The sequence below is a fragment of the Streptomyces sp. NPDC001204 genome (assembly GCF_053598035.1).
The window spans coordinates 1-13,264 of record NZ_JBSFJL010000012.1 but is presented as its reverse complement, the minus strand read 5'-3'; the positions used below and the strand labels follow the sequence as shown (position 1 = coordinate 13,264).

Genomic DNA, 13,264 nt, shown 5'->3' with positions numbered 1-13,264 from the left:
AATCACGGGGCCGGGAAGCCCCGCCGACGGGAGCCGGCCTGATCCGCCGGACAGGCCGGGCCCCGGGCCCGCACCTCTTCGCGAAGGGACGCACCACCCATGGCCACCGCCCTGGAGACGGGTTCGTACGACTCCGTGGACACCGGAACGTACGAGGTGCTGCGCGACCGGCTGACCGCGCAGGCCGCCGAGCTCGCCCGCGGTGCCGAACGACTCAACGCCCGACGGGCCGAGGAGTTCGGCGCCACGCGCCTGGACCTCACCGGCACCGGCCGGCTGCGCACCGAGCACCCCAGCGTGCCCCGCGACGTCGTGGCAGTCGGCGACCGCCTGCTGTTCGGATACAACGGCAACCGGCCCGAACCCGAGGTCGGCGACGTCCTCGCGCTGCACGACCGGGAACTGAACCGGCTGCCCGGGGACGCGGTGCCCGGACTCCTCGACGACCCCGCCTTCGTGCGGGAGTTCGGGGCCCTGCACCGCTACTACCGGCAGGCCCGGCTGCTGAGCCTGCGCCACGTGGAGGGCCGGCTCCTCGCCGTCTTCCGGACCGGCGAGAAGCCCGGCGACATCCGGGTGCTGCGCTGGACGATCACCCCCGACGGCCGGGCGGAGTTCCTGGACGGGCGCGGCGAACGCGACCATGTGCCGCCGCCGTCCCACGACTTCGAGTGGACCGCGACCGGCCGCGAGGACCACGTCCTGGGCCGCCACCCGCACGTCTCCGTGCGCGGCGAGATCTTCGTCTCCACCGTCGGCGGCCACCTCACCGTCAAGACGGAGGACGACACCGAGACCGGCGAGGGCATCCACAGCGAGCCGGTCGACGAACCGCTCCAGTCCCTCGCCGACGCGGACGTCGCGCACGCGAGCGTGGGACCGCTGATCCTGCTGCGGATCCGCCCCTACAAGGAGCAGGCCCACCGCTACCTCGTCTTCCACACCCTCACCAGGGCCGTGGTCCGCCTCGACGGCGTCGGGCAGGCCTGCCGCCGCCTGCCCGACGACCAGGGCATCGTGTTCCCCGGGGGCTACTGCCTGGCCACCGGCGCCCACAAGACCTACGAACTCGACAGCACGGGCCTGGAGTTCGAGCGCGACGTGCGTTCGCCCTACGGCGAGGACGTGCTGTACGCCTTCCACGCGCCCGCCGAGGGCCGCAGCCTGCTGCTGTCGTACAACACCATCCGCGAGGAGGTCGCCACCCCGCTGTCCTGCCACGGCTGGGCGCTGTTCGACGACGGCACGCTGATGGCGCTGCGCACGGACCCCTCGGCCGGACCCGACGAGCCGGGCCGCGTGCACCCCCTCCAGCTCTGGAGCTCCCCCTACGTCTCCGACACCCACGCCGGCGCCACGGGCACCGGACCCCTCGGGCGGATCGGCAACGCCGACCTCGTACGCGGCATCTCCGACTGCCTGTCCATCAGCCGCGCCGTCGCCGAGACCACGCCGACCGCCGAGGTGTACGAGGCGCTGGCCGCCGCCTGCGTCCGCGCCCTCGACAGCCACCACTGGCTGGGCGAGGAGGAACTGGGCGACCTGCGCACCCCGCTGGACGCCGTACGGGCCACCGCCGAGCAGGTGCTGGAGGAGTTCCGCACCGTCCAGACGCTGACCCGGCAGGCCGCCGACGCGCTCGAGGCGGCCGCAGGCCGGCTCGCCGCGGTGGTGCGCCGGCTGCGCGGCGAGGCACCGCGCGGCGCCGCCGCCTGGGTCGGCGGCCTGAGCGAACTGAGGCAGGCCCAGGGCCACTTGCTGACCCTGAAGGAGATGCGGTACGCCGACACCGCCCGTATCGACGAGCTGGCCGCCGGGACGGAGGCCGACCTCGCCACGTTCGGGCAGCGGGCGGTCGCCTTCCTGGCCCGCGAGGACGCCTTCGCCGACCACCACGAGGAGGTCGAACGCCTCGCCTCCGGCGCCGAGTCGATCGGCAGCGTCGCCGAAGCGGCACCGGTCGCGGGCCGGCTCGACGACCTCGCCGGCTCGCTGCGCACGGTCACCGAGGTCGTCGCCGGCCTCGACATCGGCGACGCCACCGTGCGCACCTCCGTCCTGGAACGCATCGCCGAGGTGCTGGGCGGTGTCAACCGCGCCCGCGCCCTGCTCGACGCCCGCCGCCGTGAACTGCGCGACCAGGAGGGACGCGCCGAGTTCGCGGCCGAGTTCGCGCTGCTCGGCCAGGCCGTCACCGGCGCGCTCGCGGCCGCCGACGATCCCGAGGCCTGCGACGAGCAACTCGCGTCCATGCTGGTGCGGCTGGAGAACCTGGAGTCCCGCTTCGCGGAGTTCGACGACTTCCTCGGCGAGCTGACCGACAAGCGCACCGAGATCTACGAGGCGTTCTCCGGCCGCAAGCAGGGCCTCCTGGACGCCCGCGCCCGCCGCGCCGAACAACTCGCCGCGTCCGCGGGCCGGGTGCTGGAGACGATCGCCCGGCGCGCGGCCACGCTCGCCGACGCCGACGCCGTCAGCACCTTCTTCGCCTCCGACCCGCTGGTCGCCAAGGTCCGCCGCACCACCGGGGAACTGCGCGAACTCGGCGACCCGGTGCGGGCGGAGGAGCTGGACGGCCGGCTGAAGTCCGCCCGCCAGGAGGCGGCCCGCGCGCTGCGCGACCGCACCGACCTGTACGCCGACGGCGGTCGCACCCTCCGCCTGGGAACCCACCGCTTCGCCGTCACCACCCGGCCGCTCGACCTCACCCTGGTCCCGCACGGCGACGGCCTCGCCTTCGCCCTGTCCGGCACCGACTACCGCGCCCCGGTCACCGACCCGGGCTTCGCGGACACACGCCCGTACTGGGACCGGCGGCTGCCGTCCGAGTCGCCCGAGGTCTACCGCGCCGAACACCTCGCCGCCCGGCTGCTGCGCCGCCACGGCGCGGCCGCGCCGGCCGAGGCCGACCTGCCGGCCCTGGTGCGCGGGGCCGCGGAGGAGGCGTACGACGAGGGCTACGAGCGCGGCGTCCACGACCACGACGCGACGGCGATCCTCACCGCCCTGCTCCCCCTGTACGAGCAGGCCGGGCCCCTGCGCCACGAACCCGCCGCACGGGCCGCCGCCCAGCTGTTCTGGGCACACGGCACCACCGCCGAGGCCCGCACGGCCTGGACCCGGCGAGCGGCCTCCCTGGCCCGCGCCCGCGACGCCTTCGGCCCGTCCCCCGCCATCGCCGAACTCGCCGCGGAACTCGCGGCGGCCCTCGAGGCCTGGCCGGCCGCCCCGGGCGGCCACGGACCGGCCTCCCAGGGCGCGGGCGACCTGGCGCCCGCCGCCGCGGCGTATCTGTTCCAGGAGCTGACGAGCGGGCCCGACGGGTTCGTCATCAGCGCCGCCACCCGCACCCTGCTCGACAAGTTCCGCCGCACCGTGGGCAGTTCCGCCTACGACGAGGACCTGGCCGCGCTCGACGGCCTCGCCGCGCGCCGTCAGCTGGCCGAGGCGTGGCTGTCGGCGTACGTCACCTCCACCGGTACCGAGACCACCGCCGGCGACCTGGCCGAGGCGGTGGCCGCCGAGCTGTGCCCGGACCTGCCCCGCTACGAGTCCGAGGTCTCCCCGGTGACCACCGTCGAGGGCCTGCTCGGCACCCACCCGCGTATCGAGGGCCGCAACCTCACCCTGCGGATCGACGAGTTCCTGGCCCGCACCGAACGCTTCGAGGCGCGGGAGGCACCCGCCTTCCGCGCCTACCAGCGCCGCCGCACCGCCCTGGTCGACACCGAGCGGGCCCGGCTGCGCCTGGACGACCACCGCCCGCGCTCCATGGCGGCGTTCGTCCGCAACCGGCTCATCGACGAGGTCTACCTGCCGCTCATCGGCGACAGCCTCGCCCGCCAGCTCGGCACCGCGGGCGAGACCAAGCGCACCGACACCGGCGGCCTGCTGCTGCTCGTCTCGCCGCCCGGCTACGGCAAGACCACGCTGATGGAATACGTCGCCGACCGCCTCGGCCTGATGCTGGTCAAGATCAGCGGCCCGGCGCTCGGCCACGCAGTCACCTCGCTGGACCCGGCCGAGGCCCCGAACGCCACGGCCCGACAGGAGATCGAGAAGATCAACTTCGCGCTGGCGGCGGGCAACAACACCCTGCTCCTCCTGGACGACATCCAGCACACCTCACCGGAACTGCTCCAGAAGTTCATCCCGCTGTGCGACGCCACCCGCCGTGTCGAGGGCGTCCGGAACGGCGAGGCGCGCACCTACGACCTGCGCGGCAAGCGGTTCGCCGTCTGCATGACCGGCAACCCCTACACCGAGTCGGGTGAGCGCTTCCGCGTCCCCGACATGCTCGCCAACCGCGCCGACGTCTGGAACCTCGGCGACGTCCTGACCGGCAAGAAGGACGTCTTCGCCCTCAGCTTCCTGGAGAACGCGCTCACCGCGAACCCCGTGCTGGCCCCGCTGGCCGGCCGCGACCGTAGCGACCTCGACCTGTTCCTCCGGCTCGCGGGCAACGACCCCGCGGCCCGCGCCGACCGGCTGAAGCACCCCTACGCGCCCGCCGAGGTCGAGCAGATCGTGTCCGTGCTGCGCCATCTGCTCGGCGCGCGTGAGACGGTCCTCGCGGTCAACGCCGCCTACATCGCCTCCGCCGCCCAGTCCGACGCGACACGCACCGAGCCGCCGTTCCGGCTCCAGGGCTCCTACCGCACCATGAACAAGATCGCCCAGCGGCTGCGGCCCGTCATGAACGACGCCGAACTGTCCGCCGTCCTCGACGACCACTTCACCGCCGAGGCACAGACCCTCACCACGGGAGCCGAGGCCAACCTGCTGAAACTGGCCGAACTGCGCGGCACCCTGACCCCGCAACAGGCGGATCGCTGGGCCGAGCTGAAGTCGGCCCACGTCCGCGCGCAGGCTCTCGGCGGCCCGGCCGGGGATCCCCTCACGCGCGCGACCGCCGCTCTTGCCCTGCTGGCCGACCGGATGGGTGCCATCGAGGCCGCCCTGACCGGCCGCACCGCCTCCCGGGCCCGGCACGCGGCCGAGCGCGCAAAGGAGGAGTGACGACGATGGAGACGATGACGGCGGTCATCGCGGCGATGGCCTTGATGACGCCCTTCCTGGTCCCGCTCAGCACCGCCACGCTGATCGTGGCGGCCAGTACGACCGTTCTGATCCGCCGCGACCGCCGCCGGGCCCACGCCTACTGGTCCCCCTCGCCGGCCGAGGAGGAGTGAGCGCCTTCCGGGCGGCGCCGCCGGATCAGTTCCGCGAGTTGCCGAACAGGAGGCGGTAGCCGATGAGCAGCACGAGCGAGCCGCCGATGGCCGCACCCCAGGTGTAGAGGTCGAAGAAGTTGCTCTCCACGGGCCGGTCGAGGAACCTGGCGGAGAGCCAGCCGCCCACGAACGCGCCCGCGATGCCGATGAGAGTGGTGCCGATCAGTCCGCCCGGGTCCCGCCCAGGCAGCAGGATCTTGGCGATGGCCCCGGCTAGCAGCCCGAGGATGATCCAGCCGATGATGCTCACGTCGTCTGTCCTCCAGGAGTGTTGGTTGCCCGATCGCGTGGTTCCGGATGCCTGCTATGGCCAGGACGCGAGGTATGGGGCCCGTGGTTGCTTGGCCGGTCCGCATCCAGCCGCATATTTTCATTATTGCGCAACCCCGGAACTGCCGAGGAGGGCAAGCGCGTTGACCTCCATGAACACGGGGGACCGGAAAAGCTGCGGAGGAGTTCGATGAGTGTGCCCTTGACCAAGGGCGGCAACGTTTCGCTGAGCAAGCAGGCTCCCGGCCTGACGGCGGTCACGGTCGGGCTGGGCTGGCAGGCGGATGCCGGATACGAGCTGGACGCCAGCGCGCTGTTGTGCGACGCGTCCGGCAAGGTGCTGTCCGAACGGCACTTCGTCTTCTTCAACAACCTGAGCAGCCCCGACGGTTCGGTCCGCCACAGCGGCGGCGGCAGCCCCGTCGGCGGCGACGACCAGCGGATCGACGTCGACCTGACCCGTGTGCCCGCCGAGATCACGAAGGTGGTCTTCCCGGTCTCGCTCTACGAGGGAGCCGCCCGCGGGCAGACCTTCGGCCGGGTGCAGCGCGCCCACATCCGCGTGCTCGACCAGGAGGGCGGTGCCGAACTCGCCCGGTACGACCTGGCGGCCGGCGGTCTGGCCGGTGAGACGGCGCTGGTCTTCGGCGAGCTGTACCGGCACGGCGCCGAGTGGAAGTTCCGGGCGGTCGGCCAGGGGTACGCCTCGGGCCTCGCGGGCATCGCCGCCGACTACGGCGTGGACGTCCTGCGGGAGACGACGGATCCGGACCCGGCCCCGAACCAGGCCCCGTCCGCCCCGGACCCCGGTGCGGGAGCGTACGGCCCGCCCCCGTCGGCCCCGCCCGCACCCACACACGCGCCCCCGCCCGCCCTCCCTGTGACACCGACACCGACCCTGGTGTCCCCCCAGCCGCCGATCGTCGCCGCACCACCGCAGCCCACGAGGAGTCCCGACATGACCTGCTTCTTCGACCCCGGCCACGGCCCCGGCACGACGAGCGTCAGCTGGTACCCGCAGTGGGGCGTGCCCCGGCCGGTCCAGGCGTGCGCCGAGTGCGCGCAGCGCGTCCAGACCACCGCGCCGCCGTTCTACACCCCGCCCCAGCCGATGAGCCCCGGATATCCCCAGGCCCAGCAGGGCTATCCGCAACAGGGGTATCCGCAGCAGGGGTACCCGCAGCAGGGCTACCCGCAGCAGGGCTACCCGGCCCCCCAGGGCGACCAGCAGCAGGGCGGTCGCCGCTTCGGCACCGGCGCGCTCATCGGCGCCGGCGCGGCCGGCCTGGTCGGCGGGGCCCTGCTGAACGAGGCGTTCGACGACGACGAGCCGGACGTGGTGATCAACAACTACTACGAGGAGTGACCGGCTCCCGCGGAGCCGGGGGAGCGGGGCGGAGAAGGCGGGACATGACCGGTGCCCGGTCGCGCCGGCGTCGGCCGGCGGTGGTGCTCCTGGCCGCCGCCTCCGACATCGTGCGTGCGGCCGGCGGGCCGCCCTCCGGCTCCGTTGTCCGGCCCGCGCCGGCGGTCCCGGCCCCGGTCTCGCCCGCCGGCCCGGCGCGAGCCTCGGCGACGGCGACCGCGGGACCGTACGACCCGGCCGGCAGGGGCGACCTGCCGGCCCTCGGCTACGGCACCGCCCCGGTCACAGCACTAGATCCGGGCCCGTGCCGCCGCCCGGCCCGAGCGCGCCGTCGGCCGGGCCCGCTTCGCGGTCCGGGCGACGAGCAGCGGACCCAGGGGCCCGGCGCCCAGCCGCTCCACCAGCGGCGGGGCGAACCGGCGCGCCATCAGCACGACGATCAAGGTGACGACGGTCCCCACCAGGGCGCCGACGCCGACGTCATGGGGGTAGTGGGCGCCCACGTAGACGCGCGAGGCTCCCATCGCCACGGCCGTGAGCAGGGCGATGGACCCCAGCCACCGGCTGATGACGAGCAGGGCCACCGCGAACGCGAAGGCGACCGTGGTGTGGTTGCTGGGGAAGGCGTAGTCGTCGACCGGGGGACACGCCTCGATGAGGAAGCCGTGCGGGAGGGCCCGGCAGGGGCGCGGCTCCTCGAAGACGTTCTTGATCCCGCTGTTGACGACGTATGCCAGGACCACGGCGAACGGCGTGGCCAGCACGGCGGCCATCACCGTGTTCCCCTCGCGCCGGGCGCGCCACCAGGCCACCAGCAGGAAGAGCGCGAACAGGCCCATGCCGAGGTCGGAGAAGAGCGCGGCGGGCTCGTTCAGCCAGTGCGTGTCCCGAGCGAAGTTGGTGACGTCGGTGTAGAGGCCGCCGTCGATGGCCGCGCCGTCGAGCCCCGTGGCGGGCGGGGAGGAAGTCGTCATCAGGTGGATCTCCGGGCCATGGGTCCACGTGCGTGAGCGCTCCGGGGAACGCGTGTGAACACACGCGGACGCAGAAGTGGAACCCTCGTGAAGCCGGGCCGTCCGAGGGATGAACGTCTACAGATTGGTAGACGGTAGCAGTTGGAGACCGGGTTGCTTCAGGCGCCGTCGTATTGCCGCCGGGCCGATCGCGGCCTCCTGAGGGCGGGCGGTCGTGGCCAAGGACGTCCTGGCGGTCGCCGTCATCCGTCCCGGCTCGCGCGGCAGCGCCACGACCAGGCAGATCCGCGGGGAGCGCTCCGGCGGCGGGCTCATGCGGCCGCCGGGCCGGCCGAGTGAGGGAGCACCGGCCGAGTGATGAAGCAGGGGCAGACCCGCCACGGGGGGTGCGAACAAGTCTGCCCCTGCTTGTTGCCGCCCGCGTACCTCCCCCCGGAGAGCAGGCGGCCCGACCCCGCCCGGGGTCACTAGGTTCAGCGCTGTGGGAGCGCCGGATGTCACGGGTTCCGGTGCACTGACACGAAGTCGACACATTTGTGCAGTAAGGCACTCATCGCGTCACTCAGTGCGTCACAACTCGCATGCCGTATTCCACGTGATCCACGTGATCACGTGCCGGATTGCCCGTTCTTCGCCGCACCGGTCTGGGGAGCGCGGCCCGGTGGACTGGTCTGTCCGTTCTTCTCGTTCTTCGCGTTCTTCTCGACGGCCGAGTTGCCGTTCGGCTGTCCGTTCTCCTTGCCCGGGTCGCTCCCGCTCCCGGAGCCGTTCCCGTTGTCGGAGCCGTTCCCCTTGCCCGGGCTGCCGGTCTCGCTCTGTGCCAGCTGGTCGGCGCAGTAGGCGTCGACGTTGTCCTCGCCTCCGGCGGCCTCGACGAACCGCTTCCAGGCCGTCGACTCCAGCGCCTTGCCGCTGCCCTTCACCGACGCGTACGCGCGGCAGTGGGCCTGGATGTCCTTGGCCGTCGGCGGTCGCTCGCGGGTCACGGAGGGAACGGGCGTGGGGGAGGCGGGCCCGGACGGTGCGGCGTCGGCGGGCGCGGGTGCCGGCGGCCGGTCGGGCGACGGAGCCTCGGGAGCGGTGGGCGACGGATGCCGCCGTGCGCGACCGTCGTCCTCGGCCTTCCCGCCGGATTTCGGTGAGCCGATCCCCGCGATCGCCACGCCGCTGAAGGTCAGGCCGGCGAAGAACACCGCGATGGCGGCCCGCACCGCACGCCGCCCCGCGACGCGCCGCGGTCGCCAGTCGTCCCGCCTCCGCGCCCGTGCCTGCTGGTGGGCGCCTTCCTTCCGGGCGGCCCGGAAGGCGGCCACGGCCCGCTGCTCGGCCGACGCGTCGAGGGCCTCGGCGCACAGGGCACGGCGGAGGACGGGTTCCAGCTCGGTGGCGCGGGTGTCGCCATCGCCGCCCGGCCGGCGGTCGCCCGTGCCGGCGTGTCGGCGGTCCACGCCCCCACCGTCGCTGTGTCGGTCGCCCATACCCGTGTCCATCCCATGCGGTTGCTACTCGTTCGCTCTACGGATCCGACGCCCTCGCTGCTCATTCCGACTGCCTCAGCGTATGAAGGCCCTATCCCGTCACACCCGGCCTCTGCCGACCGGTCCAACCGGGACGGGGCATGGCGCGCTCAGGGGCAGGCACGGCTCGGTCGCCACCGGCGCGGACGGCGCGTGCCGCCCGGTGCGCCGTGCGCCGTCAGGCCGATGTCAGGTGCCGAGGCCGTTGAGGCCGTTGAGGCCGTCGAGCAGCAGGGCGAGTCCTCCCAGGAACTCCTGGTCGGCGCCGACGTTCCGGGCGTCCCGGGCGGTCTCCGCCATGCGCGGGAACTCGGCGGGCGGCAGCTCGGTGATGGCCACGGTGCCCGGACCGGACAGGGCCCCGAGATGTTCGAGCTGGATGGCCCCGATGACGTAACTGAGCAGTCCGCGCAGGGCGACGACCCGCCGCTCGCCCGCGACGCCCGCCTCGGTGAGGACGGCGAGCACGGCCTCCGACCAGCGCAGCACTCCGCGGGAGTGGTGCCGGTGGGAGATGGCGAGCGGGACGATCGCCGGGTGGTCGGCCACGGCGTCGCGCAGCCGCCGCACCATGACCTCGATCCGCTCGCGCCACGGCATGGCGGGGTCCGGCGGCTCGACGTCCACACGGGCGAGGACGAGCTCGACGACGAGTCGTTCCAGTTCCTCGCGGTCGTCCACGTACCGGTAGAGCCCCATCGTGCTCATGCCGAGTTCCTTGGCGACGGCGCGCATCGACAGTCCGGTGAGCCCGTCCCGGTCGATGACGGCGAGGGCGGCCGCGGCCGGCTGGTCCTGCGTGAGTGAACGTGGGCGTGGCATGGCGGTTGACAGCGTACGGCATACGCCTACGCTGGTAAGCGTATGCCGTACGCTTACGGAGGGGAGCCCGTCGTGCGCATGTCCCGTAACCCAGTGAGGCCCGGTTCCACCGTCCGGGACCGGCGTCTCACCGCCGTCTCCGGCGACCAGGTCGCCGTTCCCGATCCCGGCCGGCTGATCCACCTCCAGTTCCGGCGGTTCGCCGGCTGCCCGGTCTGCAACCTGCACCTGCGCTCGGTGGTGCGGCGGCACGGGGAGATCGAGGCCGCCGGTGTCCGCGAGGTCGTGGTCTTCCACTCGCCCGCCGACGAGCTGCTGCCCCACACCACCGATCTGCCGTTCGCCGTCGTCGCCGATCCGGCCAGGCGGCTCTACACGGAGTTCGGCGTGGAACGCTCGCCCCGCGCCCTGCTCCACCCGCGCGCCTGGTGGCCGATCCTCCGGGCGGTCCTGAGCGGCCTGCGGGAGGTCGTGCGCGGGCGGGAGCACCTGCCGTCCACCAGCCCGCACGGCGGACGGCTCGGTCTGCCCGCCGACTTCCTCATCGCACCCGACGGCCGGGTCCTCGCCGCCAAGTACGGTGAGCACGTCTACGACCAGTGGTCGGTCGACGAACTGCTGGAACTGGCGGCCATGCACGTGACGAAGGCGATGAAGGTGACGAAGGTGACGGAGGACGACTCCCGGTGACGCTTCCCGGCTCGTTGCACGTGGTCAATGAAGGGCTGGCGTTCCTCCTGGAGGTGCTGGCCCTGGCCGCCCTCGCCTGGTGGGGGTGGCAGAGCGCGGACCACATGGCCACGCGTCTTCTCCTCGCCGTCGCCGCTCCCGCGGCGGCGGCCGTCGTGTGGGGCCTGTTCGCCGCCCCGAAGGCCCGGGTGGCGCTGCCGGTGCTGGGCGTTCTGGCCGTGAAGGCGCTGGTGTTCGGCACCGCGGTGGCCGCCCTGTACGCCGTCGGCCGGGACCGGTGGGCCGCCGTCTCCGCCGTCGTGGTCGCGGTCAACACCGTCCTCGCCACCCTGGACCGGAACGCCTTGACGCACCACGGATCCTGACCCGCCGTCCGCGCCTCACTGCGGCGGGTCGGACCCCGCGGCCGGCATCGCCCGCGGCGCGGCGTACTCCGTGCCGGGGCGCCGGCGCGGTTTTCCCGCCGGAGCGCCAATCCCAAAGCGCCTCGCTCACGTATTCGAAGTACGGCTGCTACCTGAGGACACCTCCCTGGTCGGCCGGCTCCCGTGCGGCGGGGTTCCGGATGCGAGACGCGCTCCCCGAACGCACGGGACGACGCCCAAGACCGTGCCGCCGCCTCCCGCGGCGGCGGTCGTCCCTCTCGCACCGCCAGGACCGCGCGGGCCACGGCCACACGGGCCGACGCGGCAGAAGGAAGAGTGCATTCATCATGCGAGTACAAGGCGCGCGGTGCCTCGCCGCGGCGTCCGCGGTCACCGCTCTGATGGCCGGCGGCGCCGCGATCGGCGCAGCCGGCACGGCCGCGGCAGCGGCTCCTGCCGCGCCCGCCCATGTGACCACCATGCAGTGCTTCGGCAACGACTGGCGCTGCTTCGACCACGGCTTCGGCCACGGCGGGTTCGGCTTCTTCGGCCACAGCTTCGACCGCGGCGGTTTCCGCTTCGACCACCGCTTCGACCACCGCTTCGACCACCGTTTTGACCGTGGCGAGTTCCGCTTCGACCACGGCTTTGGTCACGGCTTCGGTCACCGCTTCGACGACGGATTCGTTGTGATCGTCGTGCACTAGCGGCGACTGCCGCAGGAACCCAAGAGGCAGGGGGCGCGCTCATCACGGGCGCGCCCCCGAGACGTTTCAGTCGCCGCGCCGCGCCACTTACACCGGTCGCTGAGCGATGCGGGATCCGAGCTGATCACCCTGAAGAAGGGCTACGCCTGCCGGTGCCCCCGCACCCGGCCCGCCCGGCACCTGATCTGGGCTACGTTTTGCTTCTCGGATCACGAGAACACGGGGGTGACTGTTGTACTCGAACGAACTCGGTGTGCTGCCTGCCGTACTCACGGGCACAACCATTGGATTGCTGGGCCTGTACTGGGCGATTCGGCCGGCGAACCGATTGCATCTTTCATTCTGCGTAGGTCTGGCATGCGCTGTCTCCGCAATGTCATACGCGCTGCTGAATCCGCTCCTTCAAGTGGGCAACTTCTCGGCAGCCCATTTGAGGGATGAGATCGCGAACGGACATTTGGCGCTGCGCGCGACATCCCTGATCATCGGATTCTCGTTCTGCATGATCTTCTGGCGGGTCGCTCACGAGAAGGCGCCCGAATACTCCATGGGCGCGGATCCCGAAAAAGACCTCCGCACCATGACGCAAGAGGCAAGAAGAGGAATCTGGACGCTGGAGCGAGCCGCCGCCCAGGGTGTACTTTTCATGGTCATCCTGGTCGGCCTGTGGGTGCTCGTGATCACGTCCCGGACCTCCACCCTCATCGCCATCCTGAACTGGGCCTTCCTCTTCATCGTCGACGACTTCGTGATGAGCGCCAACTACATCGCCTACCGCCGCGTCGGCCCCCCGATGCTGGACGCCTGGAAGATCGCCGGCTGCTCACTCGGCACGGTCGTGCTCTTCGTGATCATCCTCTTCCAAGAATTCGATCGCTGGGTCGGCTGGACCGTTCTCTGTTTCACGTTGCTCATTGCCATGGTGACGCTCTTCCGTGCCGCCGCCCCTTTCCTCGCGGCGGCCGCCTCCAACTTCGGAATCATGCCGGAGGAGGACGACTGGCGCCCCGACGAGGAAGAAGAGGTGCTGATCGAAAACCTGAAACACCTCCGAGACCAGGGCGTCCTGACCGAGGAGGAGCTGTCGGCGAAACTCCACCTCGTCCCCTTGCTCTACGAGCACGGCCACAGGGCCCATGAAATGGCGGCCGCCCTGCCGGAACAGCGTTCATGAGACACGGTCGGCTACCGCCGCCCGTGTCCTCCTCGGCACGGTCACAGCACTAGCCTGCGCGTTTCATCGGGGGTCGCGTCCGGATCGTGATCGGAAAAGCGAAAGTGCCTTCTGAGCTGCAACGATGAGGCTTGTCTAAGGTCCC

General features: G+C 72.3%; 12 protein-coding genes. 8 read left to right on the top strand and 4 right to left on the bottom strand.

Features of this window, described 5'->3' with window-relative positions; translation table 11 throughout:
- The first annotated feature begins 99 nt into the window (after window positions 1-99).
- Both ACWC91_RS18285 and ACWC91_RS18280 read left to right on the top strand, forming a co-directional pair.
- Window positions 100-5,019 carry a DNA repair ATPase gene (locus ACWC91_RS18285; RefSeq protein ID WP_450643530.1) on the top strand — a complete coding sequence of 1,640 codons (4,920 nt, stop codon included), beginning with the start codon at window positions 100-102 and terminating at the stop codon, window positions 5,017-5,019.
- 5 nt (window positions 5,020-5,024) lie between these two features.
- On the top strand, window positions 5,025-5,192 hold the full coding sequence (locus ACWC91_RS18280) for a hypothetical protein (protein ID WP_450643529.1): 168 nt from the start codon (window positions 5,025-5,027) through the stop codon (window positions 5,190-5,192).
- Between the two features lie 25 nt (window positions 5,193-5,217).
- Here the strand turns inward: ACWC91_RS18280 and ACWC91_RS18275 are convergent, their stop codons facing one another.
- Window positions 5,218-5,484: a GlsB/YeaQ/YmgE family stress response membrane protein gene (locus ACWC91_RS18275; protein WP_141359764.1), complete on the bottom strand. Its 267-nt coding sequence runs from the start codon at window positions 5,482-5,484 to the stop codon at window positions 5,218-5,220.
- Window positions 5,485-5,694: 210 nt separating this feature from the next.
- Here ACWC91_RS18275 and ACWC91_RS18270 point away from each other — a divergent pair, with 210 nt between their 5' ends.
- Window positions 5,695-6,870 carry a TerD family protein gene (locus ACWC91_RS18270; RefSeq protein WP_450643528.1) on the top strand — a complete coding sequence of 392 codons (1,176 nt, stop codon included), beginning with the start codon at window positions 5,695-5,697 and terminating at the stop codon, window positions 6,868-6,870.
- A gap of 290 nt (window positions 6,871-7,160) precedes the next feature.
- On the opposite strand, the gene ACWC91_RS18265 is transcribed toward ACWC91_RS18270, so the two are convergent.
- On the bottom strand, window positions 7,161-7,844 hold the full coding sequence (locus ACWC91_RS18265; protein ID WP_450643527.1) for a phosphatase PAP2 family protein: 684 nt from the start codon (window positions 7,842-7,844) through the stop codon (window positions 7,161-7,163).
- Between the two features lie 214 nt (window positions 7,845-8,058).
- Between ACWC91_RS18265 and ACWC91_RS18260 the strand changes: the two genes are divergently transcribed.
- Entirely contained in the window at window positions 8,059-8,202 is a 144-nt protein-coding gene (locus ACWC91_RS18260) for a hypothetical protein (protein WP_225076533.1), read from the top strand.
- A gap of 250 nt (window positions 8,203-8,452) precedes the next feature.
- Here ACWC91_RS18260 and ACWC91_RS18255 read toward each other — a convergent pair whose 3' ends face one another.
- Together ACWC91_RS18255 and ACWC91_RS18250 are read right to left on the bottom strand one after the other, a co-directional pair.
- Entirely contained in the window at window positions 8,453-9,292 is an 840-nt protein-coding gene (locus ACWC91_RS18255; RefSeq protein ID WP_281155710.1) for a hypothetical protein, read from the bottom strand.
- 258 nt (window positions 9,293-9,550) lie between these two features.
- The gene (locus ACWC91_RS18250) at window positions 9,551-10,183 is read right to left on the bottom strand and encodes a TetR/AcrR family transcriptional regulator (protein WP_225076535.1); all 633 of its coding nucleotides are present in this window, start codon (window positions 10,181-10,183) and stop codon (window positions 9,551-9,553) included.
- 78 nt (window positions 10,184-10,261) lie between these two features.
- Here ACWC91_RS18250 and ACWC91_RS18245 point away from each other — a divergent pair, with 78 nt between their 5' ends.
- The 4 genes from ACWC91_RS18245 (at window position 10,262) to ACWC91_RS18230 (ending at window position 13,119) form a co-directional block, all read left to right on the top strand.
- Window positions 10,262-10,873, top strand: a complete 612-nt coding sequence (locus ACWC91_RS18245; protein WP_225076536.1) for a peroxiredoxin-like family protein — start codon at window positions 10,262-10,264, stop codon at window positions 10,871-10,873.
- Window positions 10,870-11,238 carry a YrdB family protein gene (locus tag ACWC91_RS18240; protein ID WP_225076537.1) on the top strand — a complete coding sequence of 123 codons (369 nt, stop codon included), beginning with the start codon at window positions 10,870-10,872 and terminating at the stop codon, window positions 11,236-11,238. Before ACWC91_RS18245 ends, ACWC91_RS18240 begins: the two co-directional genes overlap by 4 nt.
- 347 nt (window positions 11,239-11,585) lie before the next feature.
- Complete coding sequence (locus ACWC91_RS18235) at window positions 11,586-11,945, top strand: hypothetical protein (protein WP_225076538.1); 360 nt, start codon at window positions 11,586-11,588, stop codon at window positions 11,943-11,945.
- A gap of 406 nt (window positions 11,946-12,351) precedes the next feature.
- Entirely contained in the window at window positions 12,352-13,119 is a 768-nt protein-coding gene (locus tag ACWC91_RS18230; protein WP_225076539.1) for a hypothetical protein, read from the top strand.
- The last annotated feature ends 145 nt before the right edge of the window (window positions 13,120-13,264 follow it).